Origin of the sequence: Blastomonas sp. RAC04 (assembly GCF_001713435.1) — a bacterium.
GTDB lineage: Bacteria > Pseudomonadota > Alphaproteobacteria > Sphingomonadales > Sphingomonadaceae > Blastomonas > Blastomonas fulva.
Window position 1 is genome coordinate 3,819,269 of the sequence record NZ_CP016460.1, and the last position, 18,189, is coordinate 3,837,457.

Annotated in this window: 16 protein-coding genes; 11 read left to right on the forward strand and 5 right to left on the reverse strand. The window is 63.7% G+C overall.

Going from position 1 to position 18,189, the window contains the following annotated elements; translation table 11 throughout:
- Window positions 1–11: 11 nt before the first annotated feature.
- Entirely contained in the window at window positions 12–1,049 is a 1,038-nt protein-coding gene (locus BSY18_RS18720; protein WP_069051509.1) for an aldo/keto reductase, read from the forward strand.
- A gap of 54 nt (window positions 1,050–1,103) precedes the next feature.
- Here the strand turns inward: BSY18_RS18720 and BSY18_RS18725 are convergent, their stop codons facing one another.
- On the reverse strand, window positions 1,104–2,450 hold the full coding sequence (locus BSY18_RS18725) for an aromatic ring-hydroxylating oxygenase subunit alpha (RefSeq protein WP_069051510.1): 1,347 nt from the start codon (window positions 2,448–2,450) through the stop codon (window positions 1,104–1,106).
- A 63-nt stretch (window positions 2,451–2,513) separates the two neighbouring features.
- Window positions 2,514–3,509: a phytanoyl-CoA dioxygenase family protein gene (locus BSY18_RS18730; RefSeq protein ID WP_171900279.1), complete on the reverse strand. Its 996-nt coding sequence runs from the start codon at window positions 3,507–3,509 to the stop codon at window positions 2,514–2,516.
- 304 nt (window positions 3,510–3,813) lie between these two features.
- On the opposite strand from BSY18_RS18730, the gene BSY18_RS18735 reads away from it, so the two are divergent.
- From BSY18_RS18735 to BSY18_RS18775, 9 genes are all read left to right on the forward strand, one after another.
- The gene (locus BSY18_RS18735) at window positions 3,814–4,794 is read left to right on the forward strand and encodes an NAD(P)H-dependent flavin oxidoreductase (RefSeq protein ID WP_069051511.1); all 981 of its coding nucleotides are present in this window, start codon (window positions 3,814–3,816) and stop codon (window positions 4,792–4,794) included.
- Window positions 4,795–4,820: 26 nt separating this feature from the next.
- A complete protein-coding gene (locus BSY18_RS18740) occupies window positions 4,821–5,729 on the forward strand; it encodes an SDR family NAD(P)-dependent oxidoreductase (protein WP_083231678.1) in 909 nt (302 codons plus the stop codon).
- Window positions 5,730–5,826: 97 nt separating this feature from the next.
- On the forward strand, window positions 5,827–6,981 hold the full coding sequence (locus tag BSY18_RS18745) for an acyl-CoA dehydrogenase family protein (protein ID WP_069051513.1): 1,155 nt from the start codon (window positions 5,827–5,829) through the stop codon (window positions 6,979–6,981).
- A 3-nt stretch (window positions 6,982–6,984) separates the two neighbouring features.
- Window positions 6,985–8,187 (forward strand): CoA transferase, encoded by a 1,203-nt coding sequence (locus tag BSY18_RS18750; protein WP_069051514.1) that lies wholly within the window; start codon window positions 6,985–6,987, stop codon window positions 8,185–8,187.
- On the forward strand, window positions 8,184–9,395 hold the full coding sequence (locus BSY18_RS18755; RefSeq protein ID WP_069051515.1) for an acetyl-CoA C-acetyltransferase: 1,212 nt from the start codon (window positions 8,184–8,186) through the stop codon (window positions 9,393–9,395). The genes BSY18_RS18750 and BSY18_RS18755 overlap by 4 nt, the downstream gene beginning before the upstream one ends.
- Window positions 9,392–10,981, forward strand: a complete 1,590-nt coding sequence (locus tag BSY18_RS18760; RefSeq protein WP_069051516.1) for an acyl-CoA dehydrogenase family protein — start codon at window positions 9,392–9,394, stop codon at window positions 10,979–10,981. Before BSY18_RS18755 ends, BSY18_RS18760 begins: the two co-directional genes overlap by 4 nt.
- Complete coding sequence (locus tag BSY18_RS18765) at window positions 10,981–11,838, forward strand: FAS1-like dehydratase domain-containing protein (RefSeq protein WP_069051517.1); 858 nt, start codon at window positions 10,981–10,983, stop codon at window positions 11,836–11,838. Before BSY18_RS18760 ends, BSY18_RS18765 begins: the two co-directional genes overlap by 1 nt.
- Before the next feature lies 1 nt (window position 11,839).
- On the forward strand, window positions 11,840–12,997 hold the full coding sequence (locus BSY18_RS18770) for an acyl-CoA dehydrogenase family protein (protein WP_069051518.1): 1,158 nt from the start codon (window positions 11,840–11,842) through the stop codon (window positions 12,995–12,997).
- A gap of 18 nt (window positions 12,998–13,015) precedes the next feature.
- Entirely contained in the window at window positions 13,016–13,798 is a 783-nt protein-coding gene (locus BSY18_RS18775; protein WP_069051519.1) for an SDR family oxidoreductase, read from the forward strand.
- Here BSY18_RS18775 and BSY18_RS18780 read toward each other — a convergent pair.
- Genes BSY18_RS18780 through BSY18_RS18785 form a run of 3 tightly spaced genes read right to left on the reverse strand, consistent with a single transcriptional unit; the run spans window position 13,795 to window position 17,155 of the window.
- Window positions 13,795–15,189 carry an AMP-binding protein gene (locus tag BSY18_RS18780; protein WP_171900280.1) on the reverse strand — a complete coding sequence of 465 codons (1,395 nt, stop codon included), beginning with the start codon at window positions 15,187–15,189 and terminating at the stop codon, window positions 13,795–13,797. The two genes, BSY18_RS18775 and BSY18_RS18780, sit on opposite strands and share 4 nt — an antisense overlap.
- Window positions 15,108–15,662, reverse strand: a complete 555-nt coding sequence (locus BSY18_RS21100) for an AMP-binding protein (protein WP_150126336.1) — start codon at window positions 15,660–15,662, stop codon at window positions 15,108–15,110. Before BSY18_RS21100 ends, BSY18_RS18780 begins: the two co-directional genes overlap by 82 nt.
- Window positions 15,659–17,155 (reverse strand): class I adenylate-forming enzyme family protein, encoded by a 1,497-nt coding sequence (locus BSY18_RS18785; RefSeq protein WP_069051520.1) that lies wholly within the window; start codon window positions 17,153–17,155, stop codon window positions 15,659–15,661. Before BSY18_RS18785 ends, BSY18_RS21100 begins: the two co-directional genes overlap by 4 nt.
- A 110-nt stretch (window positions 17,156–17,265) precedes the next feature.
- Here BSY18_RS18785 and BSY18_RS18790 point away from each other — a divergent pair, with 110 nt between their 5' ends.
- The gene (locus BSY18_RS18790) at window positions 17,266–18,189 is read left to right on the forward strand and encodes an SDR family NAD(P)-dependent oxidoreductase (RefSeq protein ID WP_054133561.1); all 924 of its coding nucleotides are present in this window, start codon (window positions 17,266–17,268) and stop codon (window positions 18,187–18,189) included.

Consider the following 18,189-nt stretch of genomic DNA (forward strand, 5'->3'; position numbering starts at 1 on the left):
GAGCCAATGGTATGGAAAAGCGGTTTCTCGGCAAAAGCGGGCTCGAACTTTCGGTGTTTGGCTTTGGCTGCATGACCTTTTCCGATGGTGAGGGCCGCTTTGGCGCGACCGGATCGACCAGGGGTGCAGATGCTGCGCGCCAGGTTGATCTGTGCATCGATCATGGCATCAATTTCTTCGACACCGCCGATGTCTATGGAGCCGGCCGGTCTGAGGAAATCCTGGGTGAGGCGCTGGGCAAGAAACGCAAATGGGTCTGCGTGGCGACCAAGGCCTTCAACCGTATGGGCAAGGGCGTGCATGACATCGGCCTGTCGCGCCGTCACCTGATCGATGCGTGTGACGCATCGCTGCGCCGCCTAGGCACCGACTGGATCGATCTGTATCAGGTCCACAGCTTTGACGGTCTGACGCCGCAGGACGAGACGCTGCGCGCGCTTGATGACCTCGTGCGCTCGGGCAAGGTCCGCTACATCGGGTGTTCGAACTTTGCCGCCTGGCAACTGGCCAGGGCGCTGGGCATTTCCGAACGCGACCGGCTAAACGCTTATATCGGCCAGCAGATCGAATATTCGCTGGTCGCCCGGACGGCGGAAGAGGAATTGCTGCCCTGCGGTATCGACATGGGCGTTGGCGCAATCATCTGGAGCCCGCTGGCGCAGGGTTTTCTCTCTGGCAAGTTCCGCGGCCAGGCGAGCGGCAACACCCGGCTGGAGTTGATGGGCGCGCTGACAGCCTATGACAATCAGCGGTGCCGCAATGTGCTGGCCGCAGTCGATGCAATAGTTGAGGAACGCGGCAATGGTGCGACGCACAGCCAGGTCGCACTCAACTGGCTGAGGGCACGCAGCGGCGTTACCTCGGTGTTGCTGGGTGCGCGCACCGACGAGCAGTTGCTCGATAATCTGGCCGCGACAGGCTGGACGCTGACCGAAGCGGAGATCGAAAGCCTTGACCGGGCCAGCCAGGTATCGCTGCATTACCCTGTGGCGATGCAGTATCGATACGGCAGGGAACGCTTCAAATCGCCTTTTCGTAGGTACGAATGAGCGACGGGGCAAGCGTCTGCGACGCTCGCCCCCGCACAGCACGCATTCATTGGCTCAAGCCGCGTAACCTTCATCCAGGAAGTCCTCCAGCGACCGGTGGAAGTTGAGCACTGCCACCTCCTGCTTGGGGTTGGGCCGGGCACCCTTGAAGCCGATCGACTTCATGCCTTTCTGGATTTCGGCGACATTGGCAAAATCCTGGGTCAGGATCAGGCCCCAGAAATCCTTGTCCTTATGGTCCTGGCTCCATTCGTGCTCCACCTTGGGGGCTTGCCCTTCAGGATAGCGCTGGAGCGAATAGACATCGAAAATGCACTTGTCGGGGTCATTGCCATAGGGCCGCGCGCGATAGCCGAGCAGGCCGGTGGCTCCCATCAGCATGATCTGGTTGGGGAAGAGGTGCCAGTCGATCCCGGCCTCTTGCATCTGCTGCGGGGTGATGTCGGGCCATTTCAGGCCGAGCGAGAGCGCATGCTCATAGATGAACTGGCCGAATTTCATCAGCACTTCCAGGTGCGGCGTACCCGGCGGCACTTCCTGCTCCACCCGGCGCGCGGCATGGACGGTCTGCACCGATGATCCTGCGTTGAGCGTCGCGGCCATGTCTTCCATATAGTCGCGGATGCCGGGGCGGATGTCCTCGGTTGGCTGGCCGCCGGTCAGTCGCGCTGAACGCGACCCCATCGGCATGGCTTCCCAATAGCCGAAATGCGCGTGGCGGCCGTGCGCGTAGCTTTGCGTCCAGTCATCCATATAGCGCAGCATCTGGCTGTGTGTCGTCTGGACGTGATAGCCCTCGTTGAACGCCTCCAGCGCGACCTTCCAGTTGCAGTCCAGGATCGTCGATTTGCGCCAGTGATAGTTCATGCCGCCGATGTCGAACGGATCGAGAAACGCCTTGGCGGGGGCGAGATGCTCATCGAGCGTGCAGCTGTCAGGGGCCATGTTGATATAGACCCAGCCGCTCCAGCGCCCGACCTTGACCGGCATCAGGCTGAGGTCGTCGTCGGTCAGGTCTTCTGCGGCCCATTCGTGACGGTCCACCACGCGCGGGTCGGTGCCGTCGATCTTCCAGTTCCAGCCGTGATAGCGGCAGAACAGCCGCGCGGCATGGCCGCAGCCTTCGGTCAATGTCCGCCCGCGATGGGGGCAGACGTTGTGGAACGCCTTGATTTCGTCTTCGCCGGTGCGAATGACGATGATCGACTGATCGACGATCTCATAGGTATAGAAATCGCCGACCTTGGGGATTTCCTCCTCGCGGCAGGCCATCTGCCAGACCCTCTTCCAAAGACCGTCCGCCTCACGCCGGGCAAATTCGGGATCGATATAGTTGCTCGCCGGAATGATGGCTTCTTTGCCAGTCCAGCTCTTCATGCCCTGGGGCGAGTGAATGTTCATCGGGCTCTCCTGATATTGTTTGCGTCCTGCAACGAACGCTTCACGTCTTGGCCGGGTGAGCGATCAATGCGGCGGGCGGACCACCGACGCGCGGTCGCCGTCATAGGCTATGATCACTTCGCGGCCGATGGTGTGGAAATCGGTGATCGCGGTGCCGTTGAGCTTCTGCCCCACGGTATTGCGGACATAGGTCTCCGGATCGATCGTCAGCCGATGCTCGCCTTGCGCGTTGCGGATGACGACGTGGCTCTCGCTGATGTCCTCGATAATGCCGACCAGCGGGCATTTGTCGCCCTTGGCCATGACGCGATGATCCATCGACAGGCGGAACCGGTCGGACCGGTTGGCCAGGCCCGTGTGCGGGGTCCACAGGTTCATCAGCAGCACATCGCCTGCCTGATAGGTGGTGCGGCGCCAGCGGTCGGCAGGGATTGCATCAAGCGGGATCGCGCCGTTGGATCCGCCTTCGACCTTGGGGTGATAGCTCACCCGGTCTGCCGCCATGCCCTCGGCCAGCATCAGGCCGCCGATATCGGCGTCAATCTCGGCCAGCGGAATCCAGCAGATGCGAAACGGAATGCCAGGGCTGAACGGGCCGTCCTGGTGGATCGCATCGATTCGCGATTTGGTCCGGTCCTGCTGCGGCGGTGTTGCCCGGTATTCGACGACGGGCACCCAGAACGGGTCATCCTTGAACAGCCGTGTGAAGAAGGCATTGATCGGTTGTTCGGCAACAAACTGCACCCAGGGCCGCTTGGCCGCGATCGGCTCCATGCGAAACGGAAAGGTCTCGAGGCTGCCACCGTTGTAGGCGACGCTCTTGTCGGTCGCTGAGCTGCCGACCGGGTCGATCACGCGGTTGCGCTCCAGCTCATCAATCCACGACTGGCGCAGCCGCGCTACCGCCGCCTTGTCGAGGACATCGCGGAAAAACCAGTATCCGTCCTGCTCCCAGGCAGCATCGAGCGCCGCCTTGTCATCGATCAGATGGTTGTGCGTCTTGAGTTCCTGCGTCTGCGGGAATGCTTCTGCGGCGTGCTGCACTGCCTGGCTGGCCATATCACTCATCCTCCATCTTCCTGTCCGCCAAGCCGTGTTGCGCTTTCGGGCCCATGGTATCGTTACGCAACTTGTCCCTTGGGTTGCGCTCGGCCATGCTGTTACCCGCTTGCGTTTCGCGACGGAGCGTCGGTTTCCTTTTGTACCCAGCCATTGGACAAATTCCAAAACTGGGGTTGAATGCTGTTACCTAGTTATATAATTCCCCCGGCTAATGAGTCCAGAGGGGATGGCCACTGGATCAAAAAATGGTTGGTCGCACCACGGTGGCGGTCAATCGATCAATGAAGACATGGAGAGAGCCTTGCCGCTGAAAACGAGAGTGACCGACATGCTCGGAATCGAGCATCCCATCGTGCAGGGCGGGATGCAATGGGTGGGTATAGCCGAGATGGCGAGCGCGGTGTCCAACGCCAGCGGGCTTGGCATCCTGACCGGGCTCACCCAGCCGACGCCGCAGGCGCTGGCCGAGGAAATCGAACGCTGTCGCGGCATGACCGACAAGCCTTTCGGGGTGAACCTGACCGTTTTCCCGACGATCAACCCGCCCGATTACCGCGCCTATGCGCAGGCCATCATCGACAGCGGCGTCAAGATTGTCGAGACAGCCGGCACGCCTGCGGTGCGCGAACTGTGGGAAATGATGCAGCCGCATGGCATTCGCATCCTCCACAAATGCACTGCCGTGCGTCACGCCTTGTCGGCAGAGCGCGCCGGGGTCGATATCATCTCGATCGACGGCTTCGAATGTGCAGGGCACCCCGGGGAAGACGACATTCCCGGATTGATCCTGATCCCGGTGGCAGCCGACAAGGTGAAAATCCCGCTGCTGGCGAGCGGCGGCTTTGGCGACGGACGCGGGCTGGCGGCAGCGCTGGCTTTGGGGGCAGAGGGCATCAACATGGGCACGCGGTTTACCGCGACGGTCGAGGCGCCGATCCATCAGAGCTTCAAGGATGCGATGGTTACCACCGACGAGCGTGGCACCGATCTGATCTTCCGCACCTATCGCAACACCGCGCGCGTCGCGCGCAACGAGGTTTCGCAGCAGGTCGTCGCCGCCGAGCGCGAGGGCAAGCCGTTCGAGGCGGTTGCCGATCTGGTCAAGGGTGTTCGCGGTCGTGAAGGACTGGCGAGCGGCGATACCGACCACGGCATCTGGTCGGCAGGCATGGTGCAGGGGTTGATCCACGATATTCCGACCTGTGCCGAGCTGATCACGCGGATTGTCGCGGATGCCGAAGCGATCATGCGGCAGCGTTTCCAGGCCATGCTCACCGACTGAATTGCTGAAAGGATGTGAATATGGCGATGCTCGAGGGAAAGGTCGTTGCGGTGACCGGCGGCGGACGCGGTGTCGGGCGCGAGATTGCGCTGCTGTGCGCGGCACACGGCGCTGCGGTCGTGGTCAATGATCCCGGCGTCAGCGGTGGCGGGGAAGGGGGCGATGCTGCCCCCGCGCAGCAGACCGTGGATGACATCATCGCAGCCGGCGGACGGGCCTACGCGAACCTTGCCAGCGTTGCCGACCCGGCAGGGGCCACGACGATCATCGAGGATGCCGTCCGCCAGTTCGGGCGGATCGATGCCGTCGTCAACAATGCGGGTATCCTGCGCGACACCATCTGGCACAAGATGAGCCACGAGGACTGGCGCGCGGTCATCGACGTGCATCTCAACGGCAGCTTCAACGTCTCCAAGGCCGCCACGCCCTATTTTCGCGACCAGCAATCAGGCAGCTTCATCCATTTCACCTCGACCAGCGGTCTGGTGGGAAACATCGGCCAGGCCAACTACTCCGCCGCCAAGCTGGGCATCGTGGGCCTGTCGCAGTCGATCGCGCTCGACATGGCGCGCGCCGGCGTCCGCTCCAACTGCATCGCGCCGTTCGCGTGGAGCCGGATGATCGCGTCGATCCCCGCCGAAACGCCCGAGCAGAAGGCGCGGGTCGAAAAGTTCAAGTCGATGAGCGCAGACAAGATCGCGCCGCTGGTGGTGTATCTGGCGTCCGATGCCTCGGCCCAAGTAACCAACCAGATTTTCTCGGTGCGCAAGAACGAGATCGTGCTGTTCAGCAAGCCGCGTCCGGTGCGCTCGATGACCAAGGCAGAAGGCTGGACGCCCGAGACAATTGCAGACGAACTGATCCCGGCGTTCCAGCCAAGCTTTGCCCGGGCCGACGAGGTCTCGGCGCATGTGTTTCCCTACGATCCGATTTGAGCAGCATGTCGACTGGGGCGATTAACCTTGTCTTCGCCCGTTTGCGCGATCCGCGACAGTTTTGCCTCCATTTGCCAGCATGCCAGGAACAGCGACCATGGATACCGATGTCTTCGAACAGTTTATCGATCAGTTGCAGCGCTATGTGCGCGAACGGCTGATCCCGGCGGAGAAGGAGATTCTCGAAACCGATCTTATCCCGGTGGCGATCATCGATGAAATGCGCGACATGGGGCTGTTCGGCCTGACCATGCCGGAGGAATACGGCGGGGCGGATATGAACATCGAGCAGTATATCCGGACGATCCGGGAGCTGAGCTATGCCATGCCCTGCTATCGGTCGATCACCTCGATCAACATCGGCATGATCTGCTCGGCGTTCAAGAATGGCGGTACCGATGCGCAGAAGACAGAGTGGCTGCCCCGGCTGGCAGCGGGCGAAATCGCATCCTTTGGTTTGACAGAGCCCGGCTCGGGATCGGACTCGGCCGCCATGCAGACGACGGCGACCCGATCCGGCAACGGCTGGGTGCTGAACGGCGCCAAGCGCTACATCACCAACGCCCCGTTTGCCAAAGTCGCGCTGGTGATGGCGCGGACCAGCAAGGAGGCCTTGCCCAAGAACGCGCATGTCTCCGCCTTTATCGTGCCGATGGATACGCCAGGGGTCTCGGTCGGCAAGTCCGACAAGAAAATGGGCCAGGCGGGAAGCCATATTGCCGATATCATCCTGCAGGACGTAAAGCTGCCTGCAGACGCGCTGCTTGGCGAGGAGGAAGGCAAGGGCTTTGCGATTGCCATGCGCAGCCTCGACAACGGACGGCTCTCGGTCGGCGCAGCCGCCGCAGGCTATGCCCGGCGCGCGCTCGACAGCGCGCTGCGCTATGCCAATGAACGCAAGGCGTTTGGCGAGCCGATCGCCAATTTCCAGCTGATCCAGCAGATGCTCGCGGAAAGCGAGATCGAGATCTACGCCGCGCAATGCATGCTCGAGGATGCAGCCCGCAGGGCCGACGCAGGCGAGAACGTGCTGCGCAAGGCCGCCGCGGCCAAGGTGTTTGCCACCGAAATGTGCGGGCGCGTGGTCGACCGCGTGGTGCAGATCTATGGCGGGGCCGGCTATCTCGCCGAATATGAGGCCGAGCGCTATTTCCGCGATGCGCGCGTCTATCGCATCTATGAAGGCACCACCCAGATCTTGCAGCTTCAGATCGCCAAGCACATGCTGCGCGAATGGGCGGCGCAGGCATGATCGATGTATAACCTGCTCGAAGGGCTATCGATCATCGAGGCGTCATCCTTCGTGGCGTCGCCGACGGCAGGGCTCTATTGTGCGCAATTTGGCGCAGATGTGATCCGGGTTGACCAGATCGGCGGCGGACCGGACTTTCGCCGCTGGCCGGTCACAGAGGCCAATGACTCGCTCTATTGGGAGAACCTCAATCGCGGCAAGAAATCGGTGGCGCTGGACCTGTCGCGGCCCGAGGGGCGGGAACTGTTGCAGGCCCTGATCCGCGCCACGGGCCAGTTGATCACCAATTTCCCGGCGGAGAGCTTTCTGTCGCACGCCACCCTCGCGCAAGGACGGGCCGATCTGGTGACGGCGCGGATCATGGGCTGGGCCGATGGCGCGCCGGCGCTCGACTACACCATCAACAACGCGGTCGGCTATCCGATGATGACCGGGCCGGGGCCCGAGCCGGTCAACCATGTGCTTCCCGCCTGGGATCTGCTGAGCGGGGCCTATGCCGCGTTTGCGATGCTGGCGGCGATCCGGCGGCGCGAGCAGACGGGCGAGGGGAGCGAGGTGCGCGTGCCGTTGTCCGATGTCGCCATCGGCACGGTCGCCAATATGGGCGGCATTGCCGAAGTGCTGCACAACAGTGCCAATCGCCCGCGTCTGGGCAATGCGGTATATGGCCTGTTCGGGCGGGATTTCGTGACGCGCGATGGTATGCGCACGATGATCGTGGTGGTCACGCCGCGGCAATGGGCGAACCTGCTGACCGCGCTGGATCTGAATGAAGCAGTGACCGCGATCGAGGCAGCGCGCGGCGTCAGCTTCGCGCGCGATGACGGGCTGCGGTTCGATCATCGCGATGCCTTGTACCCGCTGTTCGAGGCGGCGATCGGCGCGCAAGATCACGCCGCGCTGGGCGAGGCGCTGGATGCGGGGGGCATCGTGCATTCGGCGTACCGCACGATGCTCGATGCCGCGCACGACCCTCGCCTTGTGGGTGACAACCCGATGTTCAGCCCGTTCGACGCTAACCCCTCGGGCTTTGCCTATCCGGCTGCAGGCGCCTTTGGCACTATACCACAGCTGGAGCGGACGCCCCCGCAAGCCGCCCCGCGCAATGGTGCTGACAGCGAGCAGGTGCTCAGCCAACGGCTTGGCCTGTCTTCCGGCGAAATTGCCCGTTTGATCGACTCGAAAATTGTAGGAACCGCCCCATGACCCTTCGCCGTGCTGCCATCGTCGCTCCCATTCGCACCGCTGTCGGCAAGTTTGGCGGGGCGCTGTCGTCGCTCACCGCTGGCGAACTGGGCGGCATAGTCCTGAACGCGCTGATCGAGCGGACCGGGATCGATCCGGCGCGGGTCGATGATGTCGTGTTCGCGCAAGGCTATGGCAATGGCGAGGCGCCGTGTATCGGCCATTGGTCATGGCTGGCAGCGGGGCTGCCGCTGGAGGTGCCGGGCTATCAGGTCGATCGGCGCTGCGGGTCCGGGCTGCAGGCCATCGTCAATGCCGCGATGATGGTGCAGACCGGCGTCAGCGATGTGGTGGTCGCAGGGGGCGTCGAGAGCATGTCGAATGTCGAGCATTACACCACCGATCTGCGCCAGGGGGTGCGGATGGGCAATCTGACGCTGCATGACCGGCTGACCCGCGGGCGGGTGATGTCGCAGCCTGTAGAACGATTCGGCGTGATCACCGGGATGATCGAGACCGCAGAAAACCTGGCGAAGGATTATGGCATCAGCCGCGAGGCGTGCGATGCGTATGCGGCCCGCTCGCACCAGCGCGCGGCTGCGGCCTGGAGCAAGGGCCTGTTTGCCGACGAGCTGGTGCCGGTCGCGATCCCGCAGCGCAAGGGCGATCCGCTGATCTTCGATCACGACGAAGGCTATCGCGCCGATGCCAGCGCGGAAACGCTGGCGGCCCTGCGCCCGCTCGAAGGCGGTGTGGTCACGGCGGGCAACGCCAGCCAGCAGAACGATGCGGCAGCGGCCTGTCTGGTGGTGGCGGAGGACCGGCTGGAGGAGCTGGGGCTCGAACCCATCGCCTATCTGCACAGCTGGGCAGCGGCGGGCTGTGATCCCTCGCGGATGGGCATTGGCCCTGTCCCGGCCACCGAGCGTTTGCTGGGGCGCAATGGCCTGTCGTGGAGCGACATCGGCCTGATCGAGCTCAACGAGGCGTTCGCGCCGCAGGTGCTCGCCTGCCTCAAGGCCTGGGGCTGGGCCGAGGACGACAGCCGTCATGACATGCTCAACGTCAACGGATCGGGGATCTCGCTGGGCCATCCCATCGGGGCGACCGGCGGTCGCATCCTCGCCGACCTCACCCGCGAGATGCACCGCCGCGATGTGCGTTACGGGCTCGAGACGATGTGCATCGGCGGAGGGCAGGGGATCGCTGCCGTGTTCGAGCGAGCATGACCTTTGCCGCAGCCCTAGCTGCTGCCTCCAGCTATCGCGATGCCGCAAAGTCGGCGTTGACCGAACGGTTGCAGCGCCGGTCGATGGATGAAGAGCAGCGTGCCGCGCATGGCTTTGCCTGGGTGGCGACCAGCGTGGCGGCGCTGGAGGCGGTGGCCGAATGGCTGGAAAGCAATGATGGCGGCTCCGCGCTGGACCGGCAGGTGGCGACGCTGGCCTTTGCCGAGACGCTGGGTCAACTCACAGGCGGTCTGCCGATGGTTCAGAACGAGCTGTTTCGTTCTGGCGACCTTGGGCTCGGTGATGCCGCCCGGACCCTGATTACAGAATGCGCCTGGTTGCTGGAGGCAGACCACGCCGCAACCCGGATGGCGGTGGCGCAGGCGGTGGCAGCAGGGCAGGGCGTCAGCGAAACGCTGCACGATACGGATCTGGACACGGTGCGCGACCAGTTCCGGCGGTTTACCCAGGCGGAGATCCTCCCGCACGCGCATGGATGGCATCTCGCCAATGCCTTGATCCCCGATGCCACCATTGCCGCGATGGCCGGGCTGGGGACGTTCGGCGTGTGCATCCCCGAGGAGTTCGGCGGGCTGGGCCAGTCGAAGCTGGTGATGTGCGTGGTCACCGAAGAGCTGTCGCGCGGCTGGATCGGCGCAGGCTCGCTTGGCACGCGGTCGGAGATCGCGGGCGAATTGATCGTGCTGGGTGGTACGCCAGAGCAAAAGGCCCACTGGCTGCCCAGGATTGCCAGCGGCGCAATATTGCCCACGGCGGTTTTCACCGAGCCGGATACCGGCTCCGATCTGGGTTCGCTGCAATCCAGGGCGCAGCTTGGGCCGGACGGCTGGGTAATCAGCGGTGCCAAGACCTGGATCACCCACGCCAGCCGGTCCGACCTGATGACCATGCTGGTGCGGACCTTGCCCGACGTCAAAGGCTATGCCGGCCTGTCGATGCTGCTGGTGCCCAAGACTCGCGGCACCGATGGCGATCCCTTCCCCGACCAGGGGATGAGCGGCAGCGAGATCGAGGTGCTGGGATATCGCGGCATGCGCGAATATGCGCTGCAGTTCGACGGGATGGCAGCGCCAGTCGAGGCGTTGCTGGGGGGCGAGCAGGGCCAGGGCTTCAAGCAACTGATGCGGACCTTTGAAGGCGCTCGCATCCAGACCGCAGCACGCGCCGTGGGCGTGGCGAGGCGTGCGCTCGAGCTTGGCGTGGACTACGCCATCGGCCGCAAGCAGTTCGGCAAAGCGATCGTGCATTTCCCACGCGTGGCTGACAAGATTGCCATGAGCCTGAGTGACCTGTTGCTGGCGCGCGAGCTGACCTACGCGGCGGCCCGCGCCAAGGATTCGAGCAAACGCTGCGATATCGAGGCGGGAATGGCCAAGCTGCTGGCGGCGCGTGCGGCGTGGAGCAATGCCGACGCAGCGCTGCAGATCCACGGCGGTAATGGCTATGCGCTGGAATATGAAATCAGCCGGGTGCTGTGCGACGCGCGCATCCTTAACATCTTTGAAGGCGCGGCGGAAATTCAGGCGCAGGTGATCGCAAAGGGACTGGCCGGGGGGCGCAACTGATGGTGGACTGGAATGCATGGATCGGGCGCGAGGAATCCCGCAGCGATCGGATCGATCCAGGTGGGCTGGGGCGCTGGTTGGCAACGCTGAATCGCGATCCGCTCGCCGATGGTGCGGTTCCGCAAGGGTATCATTGGTGCCTGTGCCTGCCCGATGCGCCGACTGCCCGGTTGGGGCCGGATGGCCATCCGCTGCGCGATGACAGCGTGCAGAGCTTCCTGCCCCCTGTACCGCTGCCCCGGCGCATGTGGGCATCGAGCAAGCTGGAGTTTTTGACCCCCCTGCGCGCAGGCGAGGCGGTCACCCGCACATCGCGCGTGTTGTCTGTTGTGGAGAAGAGCGGCGCTTCCGGGCAGCTGGTGTTCGTCGAAATCGGCCATGAGACGTGCGGCGAGAACGGTCTGGCGGTGCGCGAGACGCAGAGCATTGTCTATCGCGATGCCGCTGCAGCCGATGCGCCGCTTTCGCCCCCGCCGGCTGGCGAGGCAATGTTCGATCCGGCAGGCTGGGACGTTCACCGCGTCATCACGCCCTCTGAACCCCTGCTGTTCCGGTTTTCCGCGCTGACCTTCAACAGCCACCGCATCCATTATGACCTGCCATATGCGCAGAGCGTTGAGCGCTATCGCGGGCTGGTGGTCCACGGGCCGCTGACTGCCAGCCTGTTGCTCGATCTGGCGCGGCGGCAGCTGGGTGACAATGCGATTGCCAGCTTTGCCTTTCGCGGGCTTTCGCCTGCGATCTGCGGCGAGGCGCTGCACCTGGTGATGCGCGGCACCGACACGACATTCGAACTCGCAGCCTTTGCCGCCGATGGGCGGCAGGTGATGGCGGCCAGCGCCACAAGGAAAGACTGATATGACAGAAAGCGAAGATGTTGCCGAGATCCGCCGCGCCGTTCAGGCCTTGTGCGCGGATTACCCGGGGGAATACTGGCGGGCGAAAGATGCCGCGCGCGCCTATCCGGGCGAATTCGTAGATGCTCTCACCAAGTCGGGCTTCCTGGCGGCGCTGATCCCCGAAGCCTATGGCGGATCGGGCCTCAACCTCGATGCAGCCGCGGTGATCATGGAGGAAATCCAGGCCGCCGGTTGCAACGGCGCATCGGCGCACGCGCAGATGTACATCATGAACACGCTGCTCAAATATGGCAGCGAGGAGCAGAAGCGCGCCTATCTCCCGGGTATCGCCAGCGGTGAATTGCGGTTGCAGGCGTTTGGCGTCTCCGAACCCACCAGCGGCACCGATACCCTCAGCCTGCGCACCGTGGCGGTGCGCGATGGCGAGGATTACGTCATCAATGGCCAGAAGATCTGGACCAGCCGTGCTGAGTATTCGGACCTGATGCTGCTGCTAGCCCGCACCACCCCGCGCGACCACGTGGCGAGCAAGACCGAAGGCCTGTCGATCTTCCTCGTCGATATGCGCATGGTCGTGGGGAATGGCATGACGATCAAGCCGATCCGCACGATGATGAACCACTCGACCACCGAAGTGTTCTTCGACGACATGCGCATCCCGGCCTCGGCGCTGGTCGGGGAAGAGGGCAAGGGCTTTCGCTACATCCTGTCGGGCATGAACGCAGAGCGCATCCTGATCGCCGCAGAGTGCATCGGCGATGCCAAGTGGTTCATCCAGAAGGCGACCGCTTATGCCAATGAGCGCAACGTTTTCGGGCGTGCGATCGGCCAGAACCAGGGCGTGCAGTTCCCCATCGCCCGGGCCTATGCGCAGATGCGCGCGGCCGAGCTGATGGTCCACCACGCAGCGCAGGTGTTCGATGCCGGCGGCAATCCGGGGGCGGAGGCCAACATGGCCAAGATGCTGGCGTCCGAAGCTAGCTGGGCCGCTGCCGATATGTGCGTGCAGACCCATGGCGGCTTCGGCTTTGCCGAGGAATACGACGTCGAGCGCAAGTTCCGCGAGGCGCGGCTCTACACCGTCGCCCCGATCAGCACCAACCTGATCCTGAGCTATCTTGCCGAGCATGTCCTCGGCCTTCCCCGCAGCTATTGATTGAAAGGAACTGATCCCATGATCATCGACAACACCACCGCAGCCGTGGTCACCGGCGGAGCCTCGGGTCTGGGGCGCGCCTCGGCGGAGGCGCTGGCAGCGGCCGGCGTCAAGGTCGCGATCTTCGATCTCAACGAGGCAGGCGGCGAGGAAGTGGCCAAGGCGATCGGCGGGCTGTTCTGCAAGGTAGACATCATGGATGAGGACTCCGTGGTCGCAGGCTATGCCAGGGCACGCGCGGCGCATGGTCAGGAACGCATCCTGGTGCACTGCGCGATGGCATCGCGCCGGGGCAAGACGCTGGCGTTCGACAAGGAGGCAGGCCGCCTCAAGCGCCTTTCGACCGAGGATTATGCTTATGGCGTCCACGGCATCCTGATCGCCAGCTATCGCATGGCATCGCTGGCCGCAGAGGGCATGGCGACGCTGGAACCGCTGGAAGATGGCGAGCGCGGCGCGATCACGCTGACCGCATCGGTGGCAGCGCAGGATGGCCAGATCGGTCAGGTGACCTATGGATCGGCCAAGTCCGGCGTCAACGGTCTGGTGCTGCCGATGGCGCGCGATCTGATGGACCTTGGCATCCGCGTTAACTGCATCATGCCCGGCATCTTCGCCACCCCGCTGATGCTGGGGGCCAGGCCGCAGGTGCTCGAAAGCCTTGCCGCATCGGTTCCCTTCCCCAAGCGGCTGGGCAAGCCCGAGGAGTTCGGCAGCCTGGTGATGGAATTGGCGCGCAACAGCTATTTCAACGGCCAGTCGATCCGGCTCGATGGCGCGATCCGCATGGCCCCGCGCTAGGCGCGCGGCAGAATTCCCTCGCCCCGATAGGCCGCGCGGACATCATCCGGCCTCTGCCGCATCACCTCGCGCTGGTTGATATAGCCCTTGTCGGCAATCTCGTCGCCTCCAGGTGGCGTGGCGAGCAGGCGCAGAGCCGCGATCTGGCGCGACTGCCCGCCGGCTGCAGCATTGCAGCGTGCGAGCGCGGCGGCGCAATGCGCGTGGATCAGCGGGTGCGCCACCAGCAGGTCCAGCGGCAGAGCCTCGCCGACCAGCGCCCGAGCATCGGCGACCCGAAGCCAGCCGAGCGCACGCACATCCGCCTCGCCTTCGCCGAGGATGACCGCATCCATCAGCAGCGGGTCGAGCGCCGCGATCAACGCCAGCCGCAGGTTGCCGACGTCCACCCATGTGCCCGATTGCAGCTTGAAGTTTTCCGACAGGCGGCCGTCGAACACCACGCCCAGTTCGGGTTGCTCTGCGTCGATCAGCCGGGCGGCATCGCCGGTGCGATAGAAGCCCTCATCGTCAAACGCATCGGCGGTCGCCTGCGGATCGTTGACGTACCCCGGCGTCACGGTGAGGCCTTTGACCCGGATCTCGAAGCTGTCGACGACAGGTGCAAGCTTGACCACATTGCCCGCGAACGGCAGTCCGATCGGGCCGGTCTGCTCGATCGGCCACGGGGTCGCGAACGTGCCCTGCGTTTCGCTGGTGCCGTATTTGGCGATGATCGGGATGCCCTGTCCGGTCGCGGCGACGGATAAGGCCTGCAGCCGCCGGAACACGTCCTCGGACAGGCCCGCAGCGCCAAAGCTCAGATGATTGAGCTGGCTGAAGAACCTGTCACGCAGACCCGGGTCCGCCTCCATCGCGTTCACCAGTTCGGAATAGAAGGACGGGGTGGAAGTGAACTCGGAGGGCGAAATCTCGTGCAGGTTGCGGATGGATTCGCCGAACTGTCCCGGCACCGGGCGGCCGTCATCGATATAGAGACACGCGCCATCGTTCAGCACATCGGCCATCAGCGTGTTGTTGCCGCCGACATGGCTCCACGGCATCCACGACAGATACGACCGCGTGCCCAGCGGCCGTTCGGAATGCTGGTACATCGCATCATGCTGCGCCACGACGCCGGTCAGCATCCGCTGGGTCTGGATCACCCCCTTGGGCTTGCCGGTCGAACCCGAGGTGAAGATGGTCTTGGCATGGGTGTCTGGCATGATCGCGGCGATCGAGCGTTCGACCGCCTCGCTTGCAGGTCCGGTCATCAGCTCTTGCAGGGCGGTGCTTTCGCCTGAAGGAGCGGCTTCATCGGTGACGAACATCACGTCGCCCGAGCCGCTGATCGCACGCATGGCGGGAAGGAACTGCTGCCAGTCATCGGCATAAACCAGTTGCGGCGACAAACGTCGGCGCAATGGCGCAGCCGGGTATGGCCGCCACCTGCCATCGCATAATTCACCGACACCGGCGCGTAGGGAATGCGGGCCATCTGCGCGGCCAGATTGACCACCAGATGGTTGGCCGATGCGCCCGACAGCACCATGATGCACCGGTCTGAAGCGATGTTCATGTCCAGCAGCGCCTGCGCCAGGCTGCGCGCGCTGGCGATGATGTCGGCATAATTGCGGCGCTGCCATGCGCCCCGGCTGCCATCCTCCAGCAGCGCACGCCGCGCGATCAAGGGTGCATCTGGGATGCGGCTTGCCCGGTCGATGGCCAGGTGCGGGATCGATGGCCATTGTGCGACGGCTGGATAGCCCGGCGTGAACAGCCAGCATCCGTCCTCCCGGTGTTCGATCCGCGTATCGTGCGCCCGAAAGGGAAGCGGTCGGTACTGCATCGCGCGTCGGTCGGCCGAGGGCACGGCGTCTGTCACACCGCTTCGAGCAGCTTCTTGAGCTCGGGCTGGCTGGGTTTCATCGACGGCGTGCGGGGGAACTCGTCCACCGCAAGCAGCTTGGTCGGAACCTGATAGGCGGTCAACTTCTCGCGCAGATATGCACGCAGATCCTCTTCGGTCAGCGTATGGCCGGTGCGCACCCGATAGCCTGCTGCCGGAACCTGGCCCAGCCGGGCATCGGGCAGCGCCACGACGCATGCCTCGAGCACATCGGGGTGCGATTCGATGGCCTTGACGACATCGTCGGGGATGATCTTGAAGCCGCCGCGAATGATGGCGTTGTCGGCGCGGCCGAGGATCCACAGGAACTGCTCGGCATCCATTCGTGCGAGATCGGTCGTCCGGACCCAGGCCTGTCCATCGCCCAGATGCTTGGCGCGCAGCTCAAGCAGTCCCTGCTCGCCGAAGGCAAGCGGTTCGCCGGTTTCCGGATGGACGACGCGGCCTTCGATGCCGGGGTTCATCCTGCCGACGCTGCCACGACGTTCCGGGCCGTACTTCTTGAAGTCCGGGAGGGTCCATCCCGCAACGCCGCCGGCAAATTCGGTGGCCCCATAATTCTGCAGGACCGGAACGCCGTATATTTCATAGAACTGATCGGCCAGGCTGGGATCGAGCGGGGCTGTCGCGGTGCGGAACACCACAAGGCTGGACAGCGCCTCCCTGGGCACCTTGGCATCGATGATCATCCGCAGCGCAGACGGCGGCGCGCCGACCACCTTGGGCTGATGCCGCTGGATGGCATCGACGAACTCATCGACGCGGAAGCGATCGAGCATGCAGGCCTTGCGCCCGGCAGACAGCGTGACGAACAGCCCGAAAATGCCGCCGATATGCGAGAACGGGGTGTTGGCGATGGTTACCGAGCGAGAGAGCTTCGGCGCCGCTGCGATATCACGCTTTTCATAAACCGCTGCATCCAGCACCATCTTCGAGAAGTTCTCGGCCATCAGCGGAATGCGCTTGGGTGCCCCGGTTGTCCCGCTGGTCAGCATTTCGATTCCGACGCCTTTGGCATCGGTGTCAAAATCCGATCCGGTCATCTCGAAGACCGTCTTGACGGGGGTGTCGAGATCGCCGGTCACTTCCAGGCACAGCGCGCCGGTCCTGCGCGCCGCTTCCCGGATTTCGGGCCGCTGCCAGTCGAGGCTCTGCGCGATGAGTACCGGCGTTTTCAGCGTGGCGATGTCGTTGACCAGCTTGGCATCGGGCAGCGCCGGGTTCAACGTGACGACACACCGGTCGTTGATGATGGTGCCGATGATCACGGCTGCGATCTGCGGCGTATTGCGCAATATGCCGCCGATGCGCGCGCCTGGACCGATACCGTTCTCTTGCAGCACCGTCTCCACGGCATCGATGATCGCCGTCAGCTCGCCCCAGCTGTGCCACGTCTTTTCATATTCCAACGCTGGGGCGGACGGCTCAATCGTCAGGACGTTACGGACGATCGAACTCAAGCTTGTCATTATCGGGAGTCCCCATCGAGTCGGTTGATTTAATGTGTAACGGATTTATATGAATATCGCTGATTGAATGCAAGGCACTTGCAAAAAGCGTCAACCGGAGAGGACAGATCGTGGGCCATTTTGCAGACAAGGTTGTAGTGATCACAGGTGCCGGGCGCGGTATCGGCCGGGACACGGCGCTGCTGATGGCCCGCGAAGGCGCCAGCGTTGTCGTCAACGATCTTGGTGGAGGCCCCCAGGGCGGCGGGGGCGATACATCGCTGGCGCAGCAGGTCGTCGATGATATCGTTGCCGCCGGAGGAAAAGCGGTTGCCGAAACCTCGAGCGTCTCGTCCATGGCTGGCGGAAGGGCTGTCGTCGAATGCGCGATGGACAGTTTTGGCCGCCTCGATTTCTTGATCAACAATGCAGGGATCATCCGTCCCAAGCGGATCACGGAGATGAGCGAGGAAGATTTCGACACCGTCATGGCGGTGAACCTGAAAGGCTATTTCGCGACCATCCGCGCGGGGGCTGAGTATATCAAGCGACAGGGTGGCGCGATCGTCAACCTCAGCTCGCCCTCGGGTTTTGGCCACCTCGGCATGGCCAACTACAGCGCATCGAAAGAGGGCGTTGTTGGGCTTACGCGCTCGATCGCGCGCGAACTGGGCGAATTCGGCGTCCGCTGCAATGCGGTACGCCCGATGTCGCAGGCGACGAACATGGCAATCCCGGAGGTTATGGAAACCATCGGCTACCAGACGCAAACACTGGGTATTCCGCCGCTATCCAACCAGTGGCTGCTGCCCCATAACCTGCAGACCGAGGCGTTTTCGGTGGCAGCGGTGCTAGCCTGGCTTTGCTCGCCCTTGTCGGAGAATATCAATGGGCGCGAGGTGTTCATCTGCGGCGCGCAGGTTGCGCTGGTTCAGGAACCCGAGCTTATCCGCAATCAGTTCATGGCGGGCGGCTGGACATGGGAGGGGATTTGCGATCCATTGGTGACCGGGGCTCTGACCTATGATGTCAGGAACCGGTACACCGGACGCTGA

Coding starts and splice junctions, on each gene's coding strand:
- BSY18_RS18720 (WP_069051509.1), top strand. CDS start 12: ATGGAAAAGCGGTTTCTCGGCAAAAGCGGGCTCGAACTTTCGGTGTTT.
- BSY18_RS18725 (WP_069051510.1), bottom strand. CDS start 2,450: ATGAACATTCACTCGCCCCAGGGCATGAAGAGCTGGACTGGCAAAGAA.
- BSY18_RS18730 (WP_171900279.1), bottom strand. CDS start 3,509: ATGGCCAGCCAGGCAGTGCAGCACGCCGCAGAAGCATTCCCGCAGACG.
- BSY18_RS18740 (WP_083231678.1), top strand. CDS start 4,821: ATGCTCGAGGGAAAGGTCGTTGCGGTGACCGGCGGCGGACGCGGTGTC.
- BSY18_RS18745 (WP_069051513.1), top strand. CDS start 5,827: ATGGATACCGATGTCTTCGAACAGTTTATCGATCAGTTGCAGCGCTAT.
- BSY18_RS18750 (WP_069051514.1), top strand. CDS start 6,985: ATGTATAACCTGCTCGAAGGGCTATCGATCATCGAGGCGTCATCCTTC.
- BSY18_RS18755 (WP_069051515.1), top strand. CDS start 8,184: ATGACCCTTCGCCGTGCTGCCATCGTCGCTCCCATTCGCACCGCTGTC.
- BSY18_RS18760 (WP_069051516.1), top strand. CDS start 9,392: ATGACCTTTGCCGCAGCCCTAGCTGCTGCCTCCAGCTATCGCGATGCC.
- BSY18_RS18765 (WP_069051517.1), top strand. CDS start 10,981: ATGGTGGACTGGAATGCATGGATCGGGCGCGAGGAATCCCGCAGCGAT.
- BSY18_RS18770 (WP_069051518.1), top strand. CDS start 11,840: ATGACAGAAAGCGAAGATGTTGCCGAGATCCGCCGCGCCGTTCAGGCC.
- BSY18_RS18775 (WP_069051519.1), top strand. CDS start 13,016: ATGATCATCGACAACACCACCGCAGCCGTGGTCACCGGCGGAGCCTCG.
- BSY18_RS18785 (WP_069051520.1), bottom strand. CDS start 17,155: ATGACAAGCTTGAGTTCGATCGTCCGTAACGTCCTGACGATTGAGCCG.